The following is a 23,692-nucleotide window of genomic DNA, read 5'->3' on the forward strand; positions in this document are numbered from 1 at the left end:
TCATTGTCCTGATAACCGTTTACCTAGACTTCGCTCAGCTCTCATTGTCCTGATAGATCATTTCCCTCTCACATTCACCTAAACAACCCTACTTTTAATTGTTTAAATTTATTATATCCTTGTATCGTTTACTCGAAATATCAATAGCTGCCATTGCTTCATTAAAATCATGGTAGTTCAGCTTATAATAGGTACTTGGACCATTCTTCACTATCCTACAAAATTTACTCAAAACTCGCCAAATGGTCTTGCCGGAAACCTTTCCATCTACAAAATCGTACAACTTAGACCGAGTCATTAAGTCATCGTAAAATAAATGTTGGTAATCACAAATTGCGCGTAGGACGTGGGTTTCGTTACTCTCTTTACAACCGCAGCTCAAACAGACAAAGTGGAAGCGATCTTTTTGTAAGTGAAAGCTTCCGCACTGACCACAATAAACACCTTTTTTCACTCGATTAAAGTCTGCTTTTAAATTGAAATAAGGATTGTCGACTTCGTGATTTTGTAAAATTTCTACAAGCTTCTCTGCCCTATCTCCACTAGAGGACACTGAATTTACTTGCCTAAAATATCGCTTCAAATTACCTCTTGCCACAATATTTTTCCATAACATATCGTTATCACTAGTCAGATAAAATTCATCATTCACGTAAATCAATTTACCCTCGACCAACAATCGGTTTTTATCAGGTTGAACTAGTCTTTTAATCTTTCCTGTTGCACGACCTAATTGATGTAGTGGGTCATCTGAAATTGTCTGATTACCTTTAAAAAGTTGATCATTGACATATTTATAATCCCCGCTAAAATTTTTAATTTCATTTACTTTCAGCTCATAATCCGATATTAAAATGCTATCGAATTGAGTGACAGATTGCCCGACTTTTAAATAAAGATCGCGTAGGACCAACAAATTATTATGGCCACTTTCATCCAACAAATCATCATACAAACATTCTCCTTCATATCCTTTAACGACAACTTCATACTGATATAGTTCGTCTTGACTTAAATGACTTCGCACCTTCAAAGCTTCATAATATAGTAATTCTCTCGATTTCTTTCTTGGATTGATAAACACCATATCACCGCCCATAGTAACTTTACTATGAGAATAAATTTTCATAAAAAGACAAAAATTTAATAACTGCACAACATTTACTACATAAACAAAAAAGTTGTCCCAAAACTAAACACAAACACACAAATCCACGCACATTTTCACAAAATCTGCCTAAGAGACAAAAAAAGCACTAGACCAAAGTCTAGTGCTTACATTATAAAAAAATTATAGAGTAATTCTTGTACCTGCTTTACCTTCTAAAGCTAAAACAGCTTCGTCAAGTGAGCAGATGATTGCTTCTTTACCAGTTTTAGCGAAAGCAATTGCTGCTTCGATTTTAGGAAGCATTGAACCAGCTGGGAATTGTCCTTCTTTAACATACTGTTCAGCTTCTTCAACTGAGATGCCTTCTAATTTCGCTTCGTTTTCTTTACCGAAGTTGATGTAGACGTTAGATACGTCAGTTAACATCATGAATACGTCAGCATCAGTTTGTTCTGATAGTTTAAGTCCTGAACGGTCTTTGTCGATAACAGCTTCAACACCGTGGATTTGGTTATCTTCGTCACGGTAGATTGGAATACCGCCACCACCTGAAGATACTACGATAGAAGTTTCAATCAATGATTTAATTTCGTCAACACCGTGGATGACTTTTGGTTCTGGTGAAGGTACAACACGACGGAAACCGCGTCCAGCATCTTCTGCCATTTGGAATCCTTTTTCTTCAGTTAAACGTTTCGCTTCTTCTTCAGAGAAGAAGACACCAACTGGTTTAGTTGGGTTGTCAAACGCTTCGTCATCTTTATCTACTTCAACCATAGTTAAAAGAGTGACAACGTTTGTTTTGTCTCCACCTTTAACTAGACGGTTTTTAAGTGCTGATTCCATCATATAACCAATCATACCTTGTGATTCTGCGTTGTTAACGAAAATCGGCATAGCTGGAATATCTTCTTTAGCAGCTTCGTTTTGAGCGATAATGTTACCAACTTGTGGACCATTACCGTGTGTCACAACAATTTTGTGACCTGCTTCTGAAATTTCAACCATACGATCTGCTGCGTTAACGACGTTTTGGTACTGGTTTTCGAATGTTGCTTCTTGTTTAGGTTGTAGAATTGCGTTTCCACCTAAAGCTAAAACTACTTTTTTACTCATAATTTCATCTCCAATTTAATGTCTGATAGATACCATAGAGCGTATCATGACCAGAGGACGAGCCTAAAGCCAATAATTCTTCTACAGCTTCTTTACTTACTTCTTTACCAAGATCGGTAATTTTCGAAGAAAATATACCGTTTAGTGCGAGTTTAATAAAATTTTCGCTCACGATGGTTGTGACCGTTTCATTTAGATAGTTAGACAGGGTTTTCTTATGTTTTTCACTCACAAAAGGTGAGAGTGCATCAACATACAAAATACCTGTAATCATATCATCACCAGACGGCGTTAAACCAGATCCTCGCCCGACTAAATACTTAAGTGGGAAAGGTTTAGTTTCATCACTAAGCGAGTCTAATATTTCTCTCATTTTACGAGGATAAAAATCACTGTCTGTATATTTATCAAAGTCAAATTCATTGACCACAGCCGTCAAAGCATCAACAGGCTGCGGTTGAACTTTTTCATATTTTACAATGTCAGCTTGATTCAGCATGATCATAAAATCTTTATGATCGATTCCACGACGGTTATTTTTCACAGTATCACCGACAGATAAATACTCCTTAGCATAGTGCATAGTGTTTTTATCGATAGTAATACCGAAAGGAAAATAGCCGTTCTTATTGGTGCCGACAAAGATCAAATCATTTGAATCATTGACGATATTAAAACCATTGTTGAAAATGCTATGCACACGCATGTGATTGTGCTTATTCAATAAGTCAAGTGCGATCGAACCGACCGCACTTGCCTGAAAGATCATTAAGCTTCAAAACCTAATTTTTTAGCATAAGCTGTAATTGCTTTTTCGAAACATTCGATTGGAGGGTTTACTGTACCTGCACCGATTTGTCCGAAACCAGCAACTTTGTGTGCAATACCTGTGTTGATAACAGGTAGAATTCCACTTTCAACAACTTTACGAGCATCGATTCCAGTTGGCGCACCTTTGAAGTCCCAAGTAGGAATGATGAAGTTAGGGTTTTCTTGTTGAGTGATTTCAGCCATATTGTTTGAAGTTTCAAGCGCATCGTTGAAGCCACCTGAACCAACGAAACGAGTAACAGCTGGAGCAGCGATCATCGCCATACCACCAACACCGATTGTTTCAGTGATAGCAGAGTCACCAATGTCTGTGTTTGCATCTTCAGCAGAGTAACCTGTGAAGTATAGACCTTGTGGTGTATTTACTGGTGCTGTGAACCACTCGTCACCCATACCAGCGATACGGATACCGAAATTTTCACCGTTACGGCACATTGCAGTAACGATTGTCCCGTGTTCGATTGTACGTGCAGCATCGGCCATTGCTTTACCTGTTGCCATAGCAATGTTTAAGAAGAACTGGTCAGTGTCAGCTAAGAACTGCATAACAGCTTCTCTGTCTTCTAAAGAAACATCTTCTAAAGCTGTGATTGTTGGTGCAACTTCTTTAAGGAATGCTAATGAAGCAGCAATGTTTCTTTGGTGGAACTCGTCACCCATTGCAATTGCTTTAGCAACTAAAACGTTAACGTTAAGTCCTTCGTCCATAGTTTTAAGAGCTTTAGATAAAGTTGGTCCTAAAACATCTTTCATCCAGTGTAGACGGTTGATTACTTGCTCGTTGAACGCACCGAAACGTAGAACCGCACCGATACCTTCGTTCATTGTACAATATGCTTCGTTACCATGTTCTTTGTTAACAACAACGACAACTGGCATGTTCATTGAAGTAATACCACCCATTGGTCCCACTGCATTTACGTGGTGACATGGAATGAAAGTAATTTTATCGTTTTCAAGTAATTCACGTGCGCCTTCTTCGTCTTTAGCCCATCCTTCAAAAAGGATAGCACCGACACATGAACCTTGCATAGGATCTGTCATGTTTTCATATTTAATTGGAGGACCAGCGTGTAAAAGAACGTGTTCTTTTAGTTCTGGGATTACTGTATGTGCAGGCACAACATCAGTTAAGAAAGGTGCTGCACCAATCATTTTTTGAACGACTGCTTTATTTGCTTCTTCAATATTTTGGTAAGCCATTATACATTCTCTCCTTCATAATTGTTTAAGAATTGGAGTACTTTCATAAGCTTCTCATCTCCACCAGCAACTGGACGCCAGTTGAATTGAACCACTTCAGCTCCACTGTTTTCAACAGCTTCTGTAAAGCTTTTCAGACCGATGTTGATGACGCTTGGATTGTTTGAAATTAGGCTCATCATTTTACTGTCTACTGATAAGTCTTCTGAACCTTTGTCAAAGTTCTTAGTTTCAAGTACTGGTTGTTCAACTTTACCACCAACAAGTTCAATTGCAGTACGAACCATTTGGTCGTTAGTATCGCAAAGTACCGCTCCAGCTTCACTTAAGATTTCACGTTGTTTATCGTAACCTTGAGCATCTTTGTCAGTACCTACAACAGTTGCAAGAACAACTAATGAACGCTCTTCAGATTTCGCTTTATCAGTAATACGTTTAATAGTTGGTGCAAGTTCAGATGCCATATCAGCGTGTGAACCGTAACCAATTACGTTATCTAACATAATTACTGCAGTGTCTTCACTGTCAGCAGAAGTTTCTAATTTTTCAATACGTTTTTCAGGGTCGATCATTGGGTGAGGTTTACCTTGAGTGTACATATCGTCACCTAGGTCAATAACCTCGTGTGAAGTAGATTTGTAAGTGAAACCTTCATCTTTAACTTCTTCTTCACCAAGTGAATGTCTGATCATCATTGCAGCTTCACTTGCTAGAGTACCACCTGAGTAGTAAGCTTTAATACCTTTTTGGTTAGCTTCAAAGTTAGCTGTTAAACCTTCAATTGTAGATGGTTTGAAGTCTACAGTTTCACCATTTGAAAGTTGTACAGAAGCAACTGCAGCTTCTTCAAGTGTATATGCGTGATAAATAGCATCTTCTTGATATTCAGGTTTGTTACCTAAGAATAGTGCAACAACTGGTTTGTCGATTGAGCGTAGTACAGCTTCAACTTTTTCTTGTACTTCTTTAGCTGGTGGCTTAGAAATTACAGTGATGACTTTAACTTTAGGGTCTTGGTTAAGTGCTTTAATGCTATCAAGCATAGTGATCGCACCAACTTCAGTTGATAGGTCACGTCCACCAGTACCAATCGCGTTTGTTACACCTTTACCCATGCGGTCAATGATTGTAGTTACTTCTTGGATACCTGTACCAGATGCACCAACAACACCGATGTCACCTTCAGCAACTGTGTTAGTGAATGCTAATGGTACGCTGTGGATAATACCAGTACCACAGTCAGGGCCCATAACTAAAAGACCTTTTTCGTGTGCTAATTCTTTTAGACGAACTTCGTCTTCTTTTGGTACGTTATCTGAGAACATAAATACGTGTAAATCGTTACGTAGCGCGTTTTCAGCTTCCATAGCAGCATAAGTACCAGGAATTGAAATAAGTGCTAGGTTAGGATTGTTAGCAAGTTCTAAAGCACGTTTCCAGTTGTGAGCTTCTGAAGATTTTTGGCTATCGTCAGAACCGCCACCACCAGCAAGTTCTGTTTCAACTGCTTCTTCTACTTCTTCTACTTTAGACTCATCGTCAGTATCGATAACGATAACGATGTCGTTTGCACTTGCAGTTTCTAATTCAGGTGTGCCTAAACCAGAACCTTTAAAAATGTCTTTGTTAGCAGGTGTTCCCATCATTACTGATGCTTTGTTAACCCCATCCATTGCACTCAATTTTTGACTTAAAAGCATAAGTACGATGGAATCTTGATAAGTGTTGTCTTTAATAATTGTATATAACATCATAAACCTCCATTAATATTTATTCTGCAAATCTATTTTTACCGTGGTAACGATCGAAGTGAATATCATCACTCACGAGATAATCATATATTTCATCAACGATTTCAATGCCATCTTCATCGTATTTAGCTGCACGTTGTTTACCGCGTTCACCTGGGAAGTTAACTTCAGTGAAGCCTGGTGCAGGTGTTTGTTCTTTCAATTCATCAAGCATTGTAGACAGTTGTTTTTTGAAAGCTGTCACATCTGTAAAGTAAGCAGGATTAATGACCACATGTAGTTGACCAAGTTCACGGCCTTTAGTTAAGTCATTGTACATACTTGAAACATGCACACCATGTGGTAAACCAAGTAAAGAGCCTGATAAAATATCCACCATCATCATAAGGCCATAACCTTTTGGTCCGGCAACTGGCACGAGTGCATGAACATCACGTGAGTTTGTTGTCGGTTCACCTTTAGCATTAACAGCCCATGTGTCCGGGATATCATTACCTTTTGAACGTGCGTCTAGGACTTTACCCCAAGCTTGTACAGTTGTCGCCATATCAAAAGTAATGATGCGTTCATCATTAGTTGGCGCTGCAAAAGCAATTGGGTTAGTACCAAAGTAAGGTTCAGTCCCACCGAATGGAACAACCATTGGATCTGATTGACACACCGATAAAGCAACCATGTCTTCTTCAGCTGCTTTTTCTACGAAATAACCCAGTGCGCCGGAGTGTGAAATGTTAGTCATTCCAACTACAGCAACACCGTTTTCTTTAGCCATTTCTATCGCTTTATCCATGCCGAGTTTAGCAACTTGGTGGCCGACACCGTTGTCTCCGTCAAGGATGGCAGTAGATGGTCCAGTTTTTTCAAATCTAAATTCAGGATTATTAGTAATGCCACCTTTAGCAATGCGCTCTGCGTAGTATTCTACACGGACCGCACCATGCGAGTGAATACCGCGGTGGTCAGCGAATGTAAGTACATCGCTGACATCCCCCGCTGCTTCCTCTGTAAGACCAGCCTTAGCTAATTTATCTTTCATTAATTTAAACAATTCATCTTTTGAAACACGCATTTCTTACATCCCACCTTTTAGTATGGTGTATCCGATTTTAAGTACTCCATGATATCTTCAGGGATCGGAATGCCAGATTTTTCGTATTCTGCTTTAGTAACTTCCATGAGTTCACCTGGATAGTAAACTTGATCAAAACCTGTTGCTGGCTTATTAGCATGCAACTCTTCAATCATAGTTTCCATCTTCTCTTCTAACGCTTCTCTTGTTGAGAAGAAGTCAGGATTAATAACCAAGTGGAATTGACCGAGACGACGGTATTCACTTAGGTCCTTGTACATGCTTGAAACATGTTTACCATGGTTAAGACCCATTAGACTACCTGATAAAATGTCGACCATCATCATGAGACCGTAACCTTTAGGACCCGCTACAGGTAAAAGAGCGTTTACTGCATATGGATCCGTTGTTGGGTTACCGTCTTTATCGACTGCCCAAGTATCTGGAATATCTTTATTTTTACTTCTAGCATCGAGGATTTTACCCCAAGCTTGAACTGTAGTCGCCATGTCAAAGACGATTGGTGTTTGTCCATCTTTTCTCGGTGCACCAAAAGCAATTGGGTTAGTACCAAAGTACGGTTCTGAACCACCAAATGGCACAACCATTGGGTCAGATTGACACATTGATAAAGCGACCATACCTTGTTCAGCTGCTTTTTGTACGAAGTAACCGATCGCACCTGAGTGAGACATTTGACTCACACCAACTGCACCAATACCAGATTCCTTAGCAAGTTTGATTGCTTCTTCCATTGCTTCATAAGCAACGTAATGACCTAGACCATTATCACCGTGATAAACACCAGTTGATGGGCCAGTTTTTTCAAACTTAAGCTCTGGTTCTAGGTTAAAGCCACCTCTTGCACAGCGTTCTGAGTAGTACTGCATACGGACTGAACCGTGTGAATGAATCCCACGTTCATCAGCCCATACTAGAACATCAGCTGCACGGTCTGCAAAAACTTCAGGCATACCGTTTAGCATTAATTTTTCTTTAAATAATTCTCTAAGTTCAGCTGAATTTGATAATACAAGTTCTTCTGACACGACTTTCACCTCCTGGAATTTCTCTTATAACTTATAATTCAATATCTCTGTTTGCATCTTTAGAATAGATATAAGCAAATGGCTCATCTAAACCAACTGCATAAGTTGCTTGTAGTGCATAAGCACCCATAAAGATGTAGTCACCTTTATCTACAGGCATCCAGTCGTTGTCTAAGTTATACATACCACGTCCAGATAGTACATAAGCACCGTGCTCTTGAACATGTGTTTCAATATAACCGTGTGACGCACCAGGTTTGAATGAAAGAATGTGAATGTTCATATCAAAGCTAATGTCAGCTGGTAGTAAATCTTGAACTAATACTTCTTCCATACCTTCGTATGCTTTAGCTTCAATGTTGTTTACATTGCCAGTAACAACTTCTGGTTTACTAACATTTTTAGCTTCTTGATAGCGTTTCTTATAAAGGAAAAGACGGCTATCTTCACCGTTGTTATTGTTTTCGAATTTAAGTTCTAAGTGTGGTGGAACGTAGATGTAGCCACCTTCAGTTAGTTCGTAAGTTTGTCCATCAACAGTTGCAGTTACGTTTCCGTATACTACATATAGGAAAGTTTGGATGCCGTCGCCGCCAAAACCTTCTTTGTTACCACCGTTATTTTTAACAGTTACAAGGTAGTCGACAAAGCGAGCACCCATACGTGGTGAACCAAGGATTGACATATCGCAATCTTCAAATCCAGGTACAACGTTATTAACTAAGCCGTCTGGAGTTAATACTGCATAAGCCTCCTTTTTCACTACTGAACGTGTTTCTAAAAGTCCTTCTCTATAACCTTGCTGGTGATTTAAGTAACCCATTTATAATATCTCCCTTTCTATTGTATAAAAATCTATATATAAGCTATGCAAACTCACTTTTAGTAAGCAAGTTTGTATAGAGTTTCTGCTAATACTTCAATACCTTTAACTAGGTCTTCAATGTCAGTTTCTTCTTCTACGTTGTGTGAAATACCGCCGATTGAAGGAACGAATAACATTCCTGTAGGCATGTAGTTTGAGAAGATCTGTGAGTCATGACCTGCACCTGAAGGCATTACTTTGTAAGAATCGCCAACAACTTTTTCTGCAGACTCTTCAATCATGTTAACAATACCTTCGTCCATAAGCGCTGGCTCTTGTTCCATCCAAAGGTTAATGTCAGCAGTCATACCGTATTTTTCAGCAACTTCGTTAATTGTTGATTCAACAGTTTTAGCGAAGTCGTTTAATTCTTTTTCATCGATGTGACGTGTATCCACTGAGAATTCAACTTCTCCTGGAACAACGTTAACAACACCAGGAACTGGTTTAACGCTACCGAAAGTCACAACTAGTGGATCGCCGATTTCGCGTGCTTTAGTTACAAGCGTTTGAGCAATCTCAGTGAAAGCAACTACTGCATCTTTACGGTAACCCATCGGTGTTGTACCAGCGTGGTTTGCTTCACCTTTTAGGTTGATAGTGTAACGTTTTTGTCCAACGATACCTGTAACAACCCCGATTTTTTTCTCTTCTTTTTCAAGGATTTGTCCTTGTTCAATGTGCACTTCTATGAAGGCTTTGATATCGTCGCGAACTTTATCGTCAGTTCTGAAGTCAAAACCTGATTCTCTCATTGCATCAACGAATTTAATTCCTTCTCCATCAGTGATGTCTTTAACATCATCATTGTTTTGAAGGTTAAAGAAGTTTTTCACACCCCAGAATGTGTAAGGGAAACGAGAACCTTCTTCTTCAGCGATAGAAAGTACTTCTAAAGTACGTTTAGGCTGACCGTATTTTTCTTTCAAGTAAAGAGTAGCAATTAGTGCACTTAAAATACCGAACTGTCCGTCAAGGTGTCCACCTTCTACAACAGTATCGATGTGTGAACCTGACATAATTGTTTCTTCTGGTTTTTCTGAACCAATTAGTCGACCTGATACGTTACCTACAGCATCACTTGATACTTCTAGGCCGTTTTCTTCAAAAATTTCTTTCAAAGCGTCAACTGCTTGGCGCCATTCTTCTGAATAAAGTAGGCGAGTTATTCCACGAGGGTCTAATCCACCGTAACTTGTAAACTGTTTGTCCAGTTTTTCAAAAGTTTCACGAATATCCATTTTTTTATCCACTCCACTCATATTATTTCACTATCTATTATAATCTTTATACTCATCGGTAACATTGACAGTTCCAACAATCATCCGGAAACAAATTATTCATTTTAGACAAATACAGAAAATTTCAGTAATCTGTATAAAGAATAAAATAAATAAAGGAGTTTGATTTGATGACTAAGTCCACAGTGACTATAAAAACAGAAGAATCATATTCATTAACAGGCTTTTTATATGAAAGCACTGCCCACAATAAAGATGAAATCCTTGGCACTTTAATTTACCTGCACGGTGGCGGACTCGTATTCGGCGAAAAAACAGACCTCCCTTTAGAGTATTTAGACATATTACGAAGCCGCTTCGATGTACTCTTAGCAGACTATCGCCTAGCGCCGGAATCAAATATTGATGATATATTTTCCGACTTACAAGACCTATATCACTTTGCGGCATCTTTAAAACACGAAAATATATATGTTTTAGGTCGCTCGGCAGGTGCTTACCTGAGTTTAATGATGGCACGAGACTTTAATATTGCCGGTGTCATTGATTTTTACGGTTATTTCAACTTTACTCATAGTGACTTTGACTATTTACCACATGATCAAAAACATTTATCTAGCCTCTTAATCGATGACTTAGAAGTTACAAATACGAGAGATTATGTGACAGTGAATGAACCTGTTGATCCACGTTACCTACTCTATTTGTATTATCGTCACAAAGGTAATTGGAAGGATAAACTTGGCATAGATGTTAATGCTGATAAATACCGTCTCACTCAGGATGATTTTTCAAAACTTCCACCGATCTTTATCGTCCATGCTAAAGGAGATCCTGATGTGCCTGTCTTTTTTAGTCGTAAGCTTTCAAAAAGTGTCCAAAATAATGAGTTTCTAGAAATTGATACGACAGTTCATAATTTCGATCAGGAAGTCACTGATGAAAATCTTAAAATTTATGAGGCAGCTGTTCAATTTATGGCTGACCAAAGATAAAAAAGCGATTCAAACCAGCTGGTTTGAATCGCTAAATTTTTATTTATAGAATTGTCCAATCTTAAGATCACTTACACCATTTTCCATGTTGTAGATTTCATTTCCACGTAAAATTGTACCAGCTACTTGTGCGCCAATTTCACGTCCGATATAAGGACTAATTTTATTGCGGTATTCTAATTCTTCTTTTTTAACAGTATATGGTGCATCTTTTTTAATTAAGACGAAGTCTGCATCATAACCTACTTCAATGCGTCCTTTACCAGCCAAGTCAAAACGATCTGCAACATTCGATGCAATGATGTCAGCGAATTGTGTCAGTGACATACCACGTTTTTGAACCGCTTCATCAAATAGGAGATCCACATTATTTTGGATTCCAGAAATTCCACCCCAAGCTTCAAAAGCATCATCTGTATCTTTTAAATCTGGTGTACATGGTGAGTGGTCACTTGTTACAAACATAACTTTACCGTCAAAGACTCTATCCCACATACCTTCAAGACGTGATTTTTCACGGATTGGTGGTGAACATTTAACAACTGGGCCAATGTCATCTAATTCCTCTTTGTAAAAGTAGAGATAGTGTGTACACGTTTCACATGTAATATCGACACCTTCACTACTTGCTTGATGAATTAAGTCAATTGCTTCAGCATTAGCAACGTGAACGATATGCACACGGCAGCCTGTTTCTTTAGCAAAAAGAATAATCTTTTGAATCGGTTCGATTTCTGTAAATACTGGTCTAGAATCGACATAAGCCGCTAATGATTTCTCACCGCGTTCTTGTGCTAATTGACCAAGCTTATCTGTAATCGGTCCGTTTTCAGCGTGAACTGATAAAATTTTACCAGTCTTAGCAATTTGTCTCATACCTTCATATAGAGAGTAATCATCGACATTCATGAAGTCTCCTTCAATTGAACGGTCTCCTGCTGTTGCGACAAATGCTTTATAAGCGACGACCCCATTGTCATCTAATTCTTGAATGCCACCATTTAAATTGAATGGAACTAGTCCACCATAACTGTAGACATCGACAGATAACTTATCATCACCTGCAGCAAATTTTTTCTCAATTGATTCTTTATCAACTGTTGCTGGGATTTGGTTTAAAGGCATTTCTATAAATGAAGTCACCCCACCTTTAGCAGCGGCGCGCGTACCTGTGTCATAACCTTCCCAGTGATCACGAATGGAACCGCCTGGTTCTGAGATGTGTACGTGGGCATCAATCATACCTGGTGATACGATTAAACCTTTAGCATCGACAACTTTGGCAGCTTCTGCTTCTATGTCAAGTCCAATTTGAGCAATTTTACCATCTTTAACAGCAACATCAACAACTTGTTCGCCACCTGGTAAAATAACAAGTCCATTTTTAATTACTAAATCAAAAGCCATGAAAAATTTCCTCCTACCCATTTATAAAAAAACGCAAAAAAGCTTGAGTGCTAAAATGTATTATAAAACATTTTACCCTAAAACAAGCATTCTAACACTCAATAGTCTTTAATATTTACGTTTTATTTATTATTAGTGTACTATTATATGAGGAAATAAAAATTGTTAAAAAGATGAGCATAGAAAAAGTTTTTTGTTCATTTTGTACAAATTTTCTTTATTAACATAATAGGTGATGAATACATGGTATCAATTAGAGAAATTTTATCATTAGAACGATTTTCTAATTTTAAACTCATAAATAAAAACGGTAATATAGATAGAGAAGTGACTAGCGTCGATATTACAGAAACGCCTGACGTTAAGGACTACACTTCAGAACACACTATCTTACTGACAACAGCCATGAACTTTAAGGATGATCCTAAAGGCTTGATAAAATTTATTGACGGCATCAATGAAGTACCTGTTGCTGCACTTGGTATTAAGCTGTCGCGCTTTATCCATACACTTGACCAGGCGGTCATTGACCATGCGGATTCTTTAAATTTTCCCTTAATTGAGATCCCAGATAATTGGAAGCTAGGTCAAGCGACACATAGCATCGCAACTTATATATCAAATGATGAGACAGAAAAACTTTACTACGCTTTAGAAGTCCAGCAAAGAATGAATTCCATGTTGATTAAAGAGTTCTCTGTCGAGCGTATGCTCAATCAGCTGAGTCAGTTTTTGCGATTGCCTTTGATGTTGATTAATCCTTTTTATAAAGTTGAAGAAGTGAGTAATCACTTTACTAATAATCAGAAGTTGTATAAGGAAAACTTGCGTTATTTTAATGATATTTATCTGCCAGAGAAAAAAGATGCTAGCCGTGATTTCAATAGTAAATATGCGGTCTTTGAAGTCCCTGCTTTTTCATACTTCCCTTACTATCTGGTAGTCTCAAACCTCGATTCAATTTCCTATCCTTTTAGTCATTTAGCAATTGAGCAAGCTATCAACTCCTTATCGTTTGCAATATACAAAAATTCAAGAATCAGAGCAACGGAACAAGAAGATGTCAATTTACTCTTTGGTTCGATCATTAACTCATCCGATGGCTCCCCGATTAACTTAGAAAGTCATCCCGACTTTTTTGAACGTTATCACTTAAAAGATTCATCTTATTATCAAGTTATAATATGCGGTATCGACTCTACTTCTGACATAGAGAACTCTGAGTACGTCAATGAACGTTATCAGCTCACTTTCGAGTGGTTGCAGAGTGTACTAGTGACCTTGGATCCTAATATCAGTATTTTTGGTTTTGGTGATTCTAACAAGTTTGCTATCCTTCTACAGGACCGTCACGAATATTACCAAGCATATTGCCGTCATTTACAACAAGAATATAAGAAGTATTTTAAGGAATCACTGTCTTTTGGAATTGGTAACGAAGTGTCTGAATTCAGTCAAATTCACACCTCATTTTTAGAAGCACAAGAGACTTTTGATATTTCAAAAGATCATGGAGAAAAAGAGTTTTTAGAAATTTATCGTCCTAGAAATTTCGAAGAATTATTACAGCTTTTACCAGCAGATAAGGTGAGACCTTTTGTAATTTCTACGTTGGGAGAGCTCGCCTTCCCAGCGAATACAAAAGACAAGGAATTAAAGAAAACTTTACAAATTTACATGGACAATCAATGTGATATTACCAAGACATCGAATGAAATTTTTGTTCATAGAAATACTGTAAAATATCGAATCAATAAGTGTGAAGAAATGCTTAGAGTAAATGTCATGGATCCCGTTCATTCATTAAATATTCGCTTGGCACTCTTCATTTCACAGCATATTCAAAATACTTAATTACTTGTTGAAAACCTATAATAAAATTAAAACTCATTGTTCATTATGAACAATGAGTTTTGTCATCTTTACTAGTATAATATAGCTAGTCAATTAAATAGGAGGCGTCACAATGGATCAAAATCAAAAAAACGGCTCCCATTACTATAAAAAGATAATTATAGCTTTAGTACTCGGTTGGGTCGCTATTTGGATTTACAGAACAATATTAACGCCAATTTATCCTCAGATTCAAGAAGCGCTCGGTAATGCTTCTAACGCGGAAATTGGGTTAATTGCTTCTGTGTATTTCTTTGCTTATACAGGTATGCAGATTCCTGCAGGTGCACTTGTAGATAAATTCGGACAAAAATCAGTCTTAATTCCAGCATTCATCGGATTTGCAATAGGTGCAGTGGTACTTGGTACTTCATCTACTCTAATCCAAGTTTACCTCGGTTCACTCATCGCAGGTCTTGCAACAGGTTCTTACTACGGAGCTGCTTACAGTCTGTCAGCAAAACATGTACCAAAAGACAAGAAAACTTTTGCTAACGCAGTAATCAACTCTGGTTCTGCTGTCGGTATGGTAATCGGACTAATTGGTTCTTCAGTTCTTGTTGGTGGCTTAAACATTGATTGGAACTGGATGCTTTACGGTACTGCACTAATCATCCTTGGTGTCACATTCATCTTCTTCATCAACATCAAGAGTGATAAACAACTTGCTGCTATGGAAGAAGAAAACAATGGTGGCGTTAAAGTAGATGCAAAACCAGTTGTCGAAGAAGACGACGGCGTGTCATTATTCTCAGGTAAACACTTAACGATTTACTTCGTATACTTCGCAGTATGTTACGGTTACTACATGATTGTAACTTGGTTACCTTCATTCCTAGTTGCTGAAAAAGGATTCGCACAATCAGATGTTGGTTATGTTTCAGCACTAGTTGCTATTGCAGGTATTCCTGGAGCATTAATCTTCGCTCGTATTCTAGACAGAAGACAACAAGATCGTTTGAAATATATCTTAGGCTTATTGATTGTTGCTGCAGTCATGATTGGATTGACAGTATACTCTCCATCACCATGGATTCTGTACATCGCACTAATTCTTTACGGACTATTTGGTAAACTAGCAATCGACCCTGTGTTGATTACTTACGTATCAGATTCAGTACCGGAACACAAAACAGCTAAAGCACTTGGCTTGTTTAACTTCTTCGGTATGGCATCATCAGTTGTTGCACCTTGGTTAACTGGATTCATCGGTGATACTACAGGTTCACAAATTATCGGTTTCTACATTGGTACAATTTTACTACTAGTAGCAGCCGCGCTATTCTTCTTAGTAATCTACTTAAGAGATGGCAAAAACTCACAACACGCTTAAGACAAATACAAAAGATGGTCTCAAGAAAATTCTTGAGACCATCTTTTTTTTGTGCATTTTATCTAGTTAATTAAAATGGGAATGTAAGTAAGTCAATACCGTAGACCACTGGTACCCATAGATAAACGACAACGATAATGATTAGGGCTGCAATAACGTTTAAGCCAAAGCCAGCTTTCATCATTTCTCCAATGCTCACCTTACCAGTCCCAAAGACAATGGCGTTTGGTGGCGTTCCTACTGGTAACATGAAAGCACAGTTAGCAGCCATAGCAGCAGGAATCATTAAAGCTAAAGGATGAACGTCTAGAGCAATTGCTAAACCAGCTAAGACTGGTAAAATCATCGTTGCAGTTGCTGTGTTTGAAGTGAACTCAGTCAAGAAGAGAATGAGTACAGCTACAATTGTAATCATCAAGATAAGCGGTACACCGCCAACACCTGATAGCATTTCACCAATCCATAAGTCAACGCCCGTTTCAACGATTGAACCCGCAAGCGCTAGCCCACCACCGAATAGTAAGAGCACGCCCCAAGGTAAGTCTTTCGCGACACCCCAGTCGAGTACACGGCCATTTTGTTTCTTAGATGGAATGATGAATAATAGAACTGCCGCAAACATAGCGATAGAACCATCACCAAGTAATTCTGTAAATGCAAAACGATCAAAGAAGAATCCTCTTAAAATCCAAAGTGATGCAGCTAGAATAAATACTGCTAGCACCCATTTTTCTTCTCTAGTAATCTTCCCTAATTTCTCTAACTCGTCGACGATAATTTTACGTCCACCAGGTAACTGTTTCATACCGTGTTTGAACTGGAAGAAGTTCATGTAAGCCCAAGCAAGTCCTAGCATTACGATAACAACAGGTACCCCGATTAACATCCACTGAGCAAAGTTTAATTCAACATCAAAAATTTGCTTCATTTGTCCAGCTAAAATAATTAGTGGTGGCGTTCCGATTAGAGTTCCTAAACCACCGATAGTACCTGCATAACCAATACTAAGTACAAGTGCTTTTTCAAATAATTTAACATCATTTTGCACTTGAGGTGTCGATAAAGCATGCGCTTCTTTAATAATTGCTAAACCGATTGGAATCATGATCATAACAGCTGCAGTATTCGATACAAACATTGACAGTAATGCTGTAGAAATCATGAAACCTAAAAGAATCGTTGCAGTTGTCGTACCGATCGCTTTAATAATCGATAAGGCAATACGCGTATGTAAATTCCATTTTTCCATAGCAACCGCAAGTAAAAATCCACCTAGGAATAGGAATACAATGTCATCCCCATAGAAACTTGCAGTATCTTGGTTCCCCATAATACTACCCATAGGAAACAGCACTAAAGGTAAAAGTGATGTTGCAGGGATTGGAATGGCCTCAGTGACCCACCAAGTTGCAATCCATAGAGCAGCTGCAACGACAAAAATCCCTTTTGAATCCAAGGATTCAGATTGTAAGAATAGTAACGTTAAAATAAAAAATATTGGACCTAAAAATAATCCAATGAGTTGAACCCTAGTATATGATTTAACACCCGGTTCTTCAGGCGGTAACCCACCCGTTGAAGCATTTTTTAAATCTTTTGCACTAAAAAACTTTAAAAGAGATTTTGTTTTCTTAGACTCAGACCATAAATTGTCATAAGACTTTTGAACAATCCCCTTTTCTTTTGATTGACTCAAAGTATTCCCTCCTTAAAATAAACATAAACTCAATTTATCATAAGTTTTCTGATAAATCTATATAATAATTAACACTTATGATAAGTTTATCTTATTATTAATACCGTGAAAGCGCTTATATGTTTGAGTTAAGGATTTATTTTGGCTTTGGTTGATAAAACTGAATGATAAATGATGTGGGTGCGGCTTATCTGGACTTCGTCGGGTTCTCGTTGTACTGATAGGGGGTTATCTGGACTTCGCTTTGTTCTCATTGTACTGATAGCGCGTTACCTGGACTTCGTCAGCTGCTCATTGTACTGATAGGGCTTTATCAGGACTTCGTTCGGCGCTCATTGTACTGATAGCGCGTTACCTGGACTTCGTCATGTTCTCATTGTACTGATAGCGCGTTACCTCGACTTCGTCGTGTCCTCATTGTACTGATAGCGCGTTACCTGGACTTCGTCGTGTTCTCATTGTACTGATAGCACGTTATCTGGACTTCGTCATCTTCTCATTGTACTGATAGATTTTTTAACTGGACATTGAGTGCTCAAATTTCAAAATTAATGGACATTCAAGCCTCTTTCAGTTTTACTTCAGGACAAATGTGAATATTACTTTAAGATCTCGGGCTCCGGAGTTCAATGAACACCCCTCATTGAACCGCAAGCAACAACATCTTCAGCAATAACAATACCAACCCAACACCCTCGCCCCACACTCAATCTAAGCAAACAAAAAAAGACCCCACAGTTGGGGTCTTAGAAATTTCATATATACTTAGTTTACTTTTTCAACATCGACTACGCGTTTGTAACCTGACTCGTCAATTAGGAATACTGCAATGATTGCGATAACTAGAAGACCACCTGCAAGGTAGAAGCCCATGTCCAAGTTACCTGTTACATCTGTAATAAATCCTGTGATATATGGTGCTAGGATTGATGCTGACATACCGATAAAATTATAAATTCCGAATGAAGTTGCTAGTCCAACTTTTGGCGCGTTGTTTGCAACAACTGCGATCAATACTGGGTTTGTACTTAATTTACCAACGATACCGTAAACAATTAGTGCGACGTAGAGTACCCACATTTGATCGAAGATTACGATTGAAATTGTAGATAGGAAAGCAAGTGGGACCATGAATAGTAATACTGGTCTTTGCTTACCAATTTTATCTGAAATCCAACCGAAGAGTAACATACCTGGAATAGAAGCCCATGGTACAAGTGATGATACAAATGCAACACTCGTTCCTGAAATGCCTCTTGCAGTTTCAAGGTAATACGGTAACCATGTCAAGATTACGAAGAAACCATAGATTGAACAGAATATGATAATAAAGGCTAAGATTAGGTTTCTGTTTTTAAATAGTTCTGATACTTTTAATTTTTCTACTGGAGCATTTTTATCGACTGTTTTTTCGTGACCTGGAGGATGTTCTTTAACAACGATCCACATGATAATACCGATAATAATTACGATAACACCCATAATCCAGAACGGTGTTCTCCAAGACATATCCATTTCTTGTACTGTAATACTTGAAATCCAATAACCAGCTGACATACCAAGCGCCATACCTGAGTTAATGATTGATGAACCGATTGTTAAGCGCTTTTGTGGAATTGCTTCAGATGATAGTCCGTACTGTGGTCCGTAGAAGACCCCTTGGAACATACCTGTCATAAACCACATTGTTAGGAACATGTAGAAAGTGATCATTTGTCCTGATAGAATTGCTAAAATACCGAATCCTATAAAGGCAGGAATAATCATTTTCTTACGCCCGAACTTGTCTCCTAAAAATCCTGATGGTATTTGTGTCGCGGTATAACCTAGGAAAAATAGACTTGAAATTAATCCTAATTGTGCAGTTGTGATTGCGAACTCACTTTGGATGTTTGTCATAATCGGGTTTAAAATTGTACGTGTCGCGTAAATTGCTACCCATCCAAGTGTAAAGACAATGACAATTTTAATCCAATAGTTGTTCGATTGATGTTTGTTTTCCACTTTTTTCCCTCTTTCCTTTTTTCTTATTCTCTTATCACTTATTATTATAAAGCTAATCTTATAACAAAACATTATCCATTATGTATAAATTCCCACACTTTTTATGTTCATTTTATCACAAAAATGAAATTTATTGTTTGCTATCTAGTGAGAACGGTTATATTATATAGGAATAAAAATATAAAGGATGAGACGATTATGGCAAGTTTGAAAGTAAATAGAAGATTAATTATGACACCAGGACCCGTTGCAGTTGATCCACGTGTTTCACAGGCAATGAGCAACTCAATACTCGGCCAATTCGATCCGGATTTTACTGATTTAATGAATGAAACTATGGAATTAATTAGAAAGTCTTTTAAAACACAAAACAAATGGGCTTACCCAATTGATGGTACAAGCCGTGCTGGAATTGAGGCAGTAATTTCAAGTATAGTTTCTAAAGGTGATAAAGTACTCGTTCCTGTAATTGGTCGCTTTGGTCATTTGTTGATCGAGCTAATTGAACGTGCTGGTGGTGAAGTACATACAATCACAGCACCTATGGGACAAATTATTCCACAAGAAGATATCATTAAAGAAATGGATAAGGTACAACCAAAAGTACTTGCAATTATCCACGGTGAAACTTCATCAGGAAGAAGTCAACCGATTGATCAACTAGGTAAAGCTGCAAAAGAACGTGGTGCATTTACAGTTGTTGATGCAGTAGCAACATATATGGGTCAAGATATTCCTGTAGATGAATGGGAGTTAGATGCTGTCATTGGTGGTGCTCAAAAATGTTTGAGTGTCCCTTCAGGAATTACACCAATTACTTATAATGATCGTTTTAGTGAAGAAATTAATAAACGTAAACGCGTAGAAGAAGGAATCCGTACAACAGAAGATGGTACGAATGATTCTAACTTTATTACGAGTAACTACTTAGACTTAACTCAGTTAGAAGGTTATTGGAGTGAGCGTCGACTCAACCACCATACCGAAGCAACAGTAAATGTTTACGGCTTATATGAAAGCTTGAAATTAGCGATTGATGAAGGCGTTGAACAGCGTGCAAGACGTCATAGCTATCACCATCAAGCATTAAAAGAAGCCTTGACTGCAATGGGCTTGGATATCTTTGGTGATCAGGATTATGAAATGCAAATGGTAGTTTGTGTGGATATTCCAGAAGGTATGCAAGATACAGAGTTTAGAGGAGAACTACTACAACGATTCGGTATTGAAATTGCAGGTACTTTCGGTGAGGTCGCTGGGAAAATCTGGCGTATCGGTACCATGGGTTATGTCGCTGAAAAACACAACATAATGAACTTCATTTCAACATTTGGTGTGTTTTTACAAGCAAAAGGTGCTAAAAACATCGATGCTTCTGCTGGACTTAAAGCGTTGATGGAATTCTACGACAAAAACGAATTATAAAAGTAAGAGAGTCTTGAGTTTATAGATAAATGGTGATAAGTCCTAACAAATCTCAGCACTTATCACCAAAAATATTGATATAAATAAAAAGCAGCTTAAAAATCTTTTATTAAGATTTTAAGCTGCTTTTCTTATATACTTTGATGGTGAATCGTCGAATCAATTAGTGTATGCTTCTGACTGTTTTCTACAGCCAAGGTCATCTTAAATGGATTAGAATCGAGATCATCATAATGACTCATGATTTCTCCAATCGTCTCTTCTAACATAATCATTCCATTTGTAGACTTCATATCTGTTTCTTCATAAGATAAGGAGAATAAACCGTAACTGGACTCATAATAAGCCACTGACCAAATATTAGTTGTTTGACCTAAATCATCAAATTGTCGTTTATAGGGTCTAGTCGTACTTTGATTAAATGGTTGAGATGTCACACCCATAATATGTTGGGCAATTCTCTCATCTATTTGAATTTTCACTTGATAATCTTCACTTTCAAAGTTTGAAGTTACCTTAGTGTAGAGTTCAAATGGAATATAATTCAATCCCTGTATTTCATCGAGTGATGGGATTTCCATGCTCATATCCTGGAAAGTATAATTTTTTTCTGATGCTTGGTACATCATTGATTTCTTTTCAGTTGAAGGATAAGTTCCATAGACTACGTCTTCAGGCACAAAATTATCATTCACTTGATTTGCTTCTTTTAACACCGCTTCAATATGACCGACAGAATTTGCTGAGTCAATTGCAATTACATAAGCAGATTTTTGTTCATCAGATAAAAAGAACAATAAGTTTAATCGTTCTCTAGCAAGTGCTTTAGCACCGTCTAGGTCTTTAGGTAAAGCGTTTGTGTTTTGACTTACGTCTTGTTGAAGATCTTCACTTCTCATAATGACCGTATTATTTCTTTCCCTGTTTTCAGAAGCTTGTTTTAAGATCATGTAAGTGAACTCTTCAGGAGATAGGTCTTCAATATTTACTTTTAAAGATTTCATGAAGGCTTGATTATCTCTTAAATAAAAAGTTTGATTAACCACATCTGTTAACTGCTTTTTGAGTTCTTGTGTATTAGAAGCATTGTTATATGCATCATTGACTTTAGTTTTTACGTCTTTGTTTTGAACCGGTGGTTCTACTTCCACTTCAGGCTCAACTGGTGTATTATCCACTTGATTATCTTCATTTTGTGGAACATTTTCTTTAGGTTCCACTACTTCAGTTGGCTCCTGTACCTCTTCTTGATACTCATTTTCTTTCTGAGTATCTTCTTCTGGGACCTCAACCTCTTCTTTACTTTCTTTATCTTCTTGAACTTGATCTTTTTCTACAGGTTCCTTGTTTTCATCTTTTTGAAGTGTTTCTTCAGTAACTTCATCATTTTCTTTAGAAGTTTCGTCTGTTTCGTCTGTTTCATCTGATTCTACATCATCAGTAGATTTGTCGTTTTTCTCTTTATCTTCTTTCGTAGTATCTTCTTTTGAATCAGTTGATTCTTTAGATTCATCTTCAGTTTTTTCTGATTCCTTATCTTCTTTAGGCTTTTCTGCCTCTTCTTGGGCTTCTTTTTCTTTCTTAGCTTCAGCCTCTTTTTCTGCTGCTTCCTTTTCAGCCGCTGCTTTTTTCTCAGCCTCAGCTTTTTGTCGCGCAGCTTCTTCTTTTGCTGCCTTATCTCGAGCGACTTCTTCTTCTTTTAATCTTGCTTCCTCAGCAGCTTTAGCTTCTGCTTGCTCTTTTTCATATTCTTGTAGTAAGTAGTCATTCTCAGCTGTTGCTTGACTTAAAATTGCTTGGATCGTTTCTAGGTCCTGACCGTTCATAACAGTTGAAATATAATCATCTCTTGTAGCAGCATCCAAATATTCGAGTGCACTGATTTGACTCGCTACAGATTCTTTTTCTACTTCTAAGTCTTCAATTTGCTCAGTCTTCGTTTCTTCTTTAGTCTGTTTGTCTTCTACAGTGTTTTCTGTTTTTGTTTGCTCACTGTCCTTAGAAGTATCTACTTCCTCAGCATGCACGTTTAAACCTATAAATAATAGGCTCGATAAAACAACAGTCGAAACGATAGTTTTATATTTATTAATTGTTAAATTATTATTGGTTAGAAAATGTTTCAGTTTCAAAAGATTCACCTCCAAACAGATTCATCTTTAATATAGTAGTGATTTAATTATACACTTATTTTGGATAAAACGCATAACATCTTTGTATTAATTGTGTAAATTTTTGAGACTATTATTAAAATAATAAATTGATTTTTTAGGCCTTTAGATATTTATTAACCAGTTCAATTTGTGTCATTTTTTCTTCCTTACATCGATCCGCTTGTTCGATTAAATTTCGAGCTTTTACTTGGTGATCATCCACATCAACTGGGTGGATGACTGGAACATCGACCACACCTTCGTCTGAATCATCGATATTTGTTCGAGGTGTTGGTTGGACATTATTTCCATCATTGTTATCCACATTATCAGATTTGTCCTCAAGGTAACTGTTTGAATCTTTAGGATCAGTACCAGCATCAATTTCTTCTTCATCCGTAAATCCGTCGTTATCGTCATCTGGATCAGTCACGTCTGGGTCACCGTCACCATCAGTATCTCTTTGAACAAAATTAGTCGTTAACAATTCCCCTTATGAAAACATCTATAAGACAGCGATTATATGTGTTGAAAACTATCCAACACCAAA

Annotated in this window: 18 protein-coding genes; 4 read left to right on the top strand and 14 right to left on the bottom strand. The window is 37.6% G+C overall.

Annotation, left to right across the window (positions count from 1 at the left end):
- Window positions 1-94: 94 nt before the first annotated feature.
- The 9 genes from JEOSCH030_RS07475 to allC form a co-directional block, all read right to left on the bottom strand.
- Complete coding sequence (locus JEOSCH030_RS07475) at window positions 95-1,129, bottom strand: nuclease-related domain-containing protein (protein ID WP_185125967.1); 1,035 nt, start codon at window positions 1,127-1,129, stop codon at window positions 95-97.
- A 162-nt stretch (window positions 1,130-1,291) separates the two neighbouring features.
- A complete protein-coding gene (arcC, locus tag JEOSCH030_RS07480) occupies window positions 1,292-2,227 on the bottom strand; it encodes a carbamate kinase (RefSeq protein ID WP_185125968.1) in 936 nt (311 codons plus the stop codon).
- A 4-nt stretch (window positions 2,228-2,231) separates the two neighbouring features.
- On the bottom strand, window positions 2,232-2,996 hold the full coding sequence (locus JEOSCH030_RS07485; protein WP_208454286.1) for a DUF2877 domain-containing protein: 765 nt from the start codon (window positions 2,994-2,996) through the stop codon (window positions 2,232-2,234).
- Window positions 2,996-4,261: a YlbE family protein gene (locus tag JEOSCH030_RS07490; RefSeq protein ID WP_185125970.1), complete on the bottom strand. Its 1,266-nt coding sequence runs from the start codon at window positions 4,259-4,261 to the stop codon at window positions 2,996-2,998. The genes JEOSCH030_RS07485 and JEOSCH030_RS07490 overlap by 1 nt, the downstream gene beginning before the upstream one ends.
- On the bottom strand, window positions 4,261-6,012 hold the full coding sequence (gene fdrA, locus JEOSCH030_RS07495) for an acyl-CoA synthetase FdrA (protein ID WP_185125971.1): 1,752 nt from the start codon (window positions 6,010-6,012) through the stop codon (window positions 4,261-4,263). The genes JEOSCH030_RS07490 and fdrA overlap by 1 nt, the downstream gene beginning before the upstream one ends.
- 19 nt (window positions 6,013-6,031) lie before the next feature.
- Window positions 6,032-7,081: an ureidoglycolate dehydrogenase gene (gene allD, locus JEOSCH030_RS07500; RefSeq protein WP_185125972.1), complete on the bottom strand. Its 1,050-nt coding sequence runs from the start codon at window positions 7,079-7,081 to the stop codon at window positions 6,032-6,034.
- Between the two features lie 17 nt (window positions 7,082-7,098).
- On the bottom strand, window positions 7,099-8,130 hold the full coding sequence (allD, locus tag JEOSCH030_RS07505; RefSeq protein WP_185125973.1) for an ureidoglycolate dehydrogenase: 1,032 nt from the start codon (window positions 8,128-8,130) through the stop codon (window positions 7,099-7,101).
- Window positions 8,131-8,161: 31 nt separating this feature from the next.
- On the bottom strand, window positions 8,162-8,953 hold the full coding sequence (gene allE / locus JEOSCH030_RS07510) for a (S)-ureidoglycine aminohydrolase (RefSeq protein ID WP_185125974.1): 792 nt from the start codon (window positions 8,951-8,953) through the stop codon (window positions 8,162-8,164).
- A 59-nt stretch (window positions 8,954-9,012) separates the two neighbouring features.
- The gene (gene allC / locus JEOSCH030_RS07515; RefSeq protein WP_185125975.1) at window positions 9,013-10,236 is read right to left on the bottom strand and encodes an allantoate deiminase; all 1,224 of its coding nucleotides are present in this window, start codon (window positions 10,234-10,236) and stop codon (window positions 9,013-9,015) included.
- A 170-nt stretch (window positions 10,237-10,406) separates the two neighbouring features.
- On the opposite strand from allC, the gene JEOSCH030_RS07520 reads away from it, so the two are divergent.
- Window positions 10,407-11,231, top strand: a complete 825-nt coding sequence (locus tag JEOSCH030_RS07520; protein ID WP_185125976.1) for an alpha/beta hydrolase — start codon at window positions 10,407-10,409, stop codon at window positions 11,229-11,231.
- A gap of 39 nt (window positions 11,232-11,270) precedes the next feature.
- Here the strand turns inward: JEOSCH030_RS07520 and allB are convergent, their stop codons facing one another.
- Complete coding sequence (gene allB, locus JEOSCH030_RS07525; protein WP_185125977.1) at window positions 11,271-12,638, bottom strand: allantoinase AllB; 1,368 nt, start codon at window positions 12,636-12,638, stop codon at window positions 11,271-11,273.
- A 243-nt stretch (window positions 12,639-12,881) separates the two neighbouring features.
- Between allB and JEOSCH030_RS07530 the strand changes: the two genes are divergently transcribed.
- Window positions 12,882-14,492 carry a PucR family transcriptional regulator gene (locus JEOSCH030_RS07530; protein WP_185125978.1) on the top strand — a complete coding sequence of 537 codons (1,611 nt, stop codon included), beginning with the start codon at window positions 12,882-12,884 and terminating at the stop codon, window positions 14,490-14,492.
- A gap of 112 nt (window positions 14,493-14,604) precedes the next feature.
- On the top strand, window positions 14,605-15,864 hold the full coding sequence (locus JEOSCH030_RS07535; RefSeq protein WP_185125979.1) for an MFS transporter: 1,260 nt from the start codon (window positions 14,605-14,607) through the stop codon (window positions 15,862-15,864).
- 70 nt (window positions 15,865-15,934) lie between these two features.
- Here JEOSCH030_RS07535 and JEOSCH030_RS07540 read toward each other — a convergent pair whose 3' ends face one another.
- Together JEOSCH030_RS07540 and JEOSCH030_RS07545 are read right to left on the bottom strand one after the other, a co-directional pair.
- The gene (locus tag JEOSCH030_RS07540) at window positions 15,935-17,560 is read right to left on the bottom strand and encodes an SLC13 family permease (RefSeq protein ID WP_235962256.1); all 1,626 of its coding nucleotides are present in this window, start codon (window positions 17,558-17,560) and stop codon (window positions 15,935-15,937) included.
- 765 nt (window positions 17,561-18,325) lie between these two features.
- Window positions 18,326-19,636: an MFS transporter gene (locus JEOSCH030_RS07545; RefSeq protein WP_185125980.1), complete on the bottom strand. Its 1,311-nt coding sequence runs from the start codon at window positions 19,634-19,636 to the stop codon at window positions 18,326-18,328.
- A gap of 126 nt (window positions 19,637-19,762) precedes the next feature.
- Between JEOSCH030_RS07545 and JEOSCH030_RS07550 the strand changes: the two genes are divergently transcribed.
- The gene (locus JEOSCH030_RS07550) at window positions 19,763-20,989 is read left to right on the top strand and encodes a pyridoxal-phosphate-dependent aminotransferase family protein (RefSeq protein WP_185125981.1); all 1,227 of its coding nucleotides are present in this window, start codon (window positions 19,763-19,765) and stop codon (window positions 20,987-20,989) included.
- A 131-nt stretch (window positions 20,990-21,120) separates the two neighbouring features.
- On the opposite strand, the gene JEOSCH030_RS07555 is transcribed toward JEOSCH030_RS07550, so the two are convergent.
- Together JEOSCH030_RS07555 and JEOSCH030_RS07560 are read right to left on the bottom strand one after the other, a co-directional pair.
- On the bottom strand, window positions 21,121-23,121 hold the full coding sequence (locus JEOSCH030_RS07555) for a coiled-coil domain-containing protein (RefSeq protein WP_185125982.1): 2,001 nt from the start codon (window positions 23,119-23,121) through the stop codon (window positions 21,121-21,123).
- Window positions 23,122-23,257: 136 nt separating this feature from the next.
- On the bottom strand, window positions 23,258-23,629 hold the full coding sequence (locus JEOSCH030_RS07560) for a hypothetical protein (protein WP_185125983.1): 372 nt from the start codon (window positions 23,627-23,629) through the stop codon (window positions 23,258-23,260).
- Window positions 23,630-23,692 lie beyond the last annotated feature (63 nt).

It is taken from the genome of Jeotgalicoccus meleagridis (assembly GCF_903994045.1).
Lineage (GTDB): Bacteria > Bacillota > Bacilli > Staphylococcales > Salinicoccaceae > Jeotgalicoccus > Jeotgalicoccus meleagridis.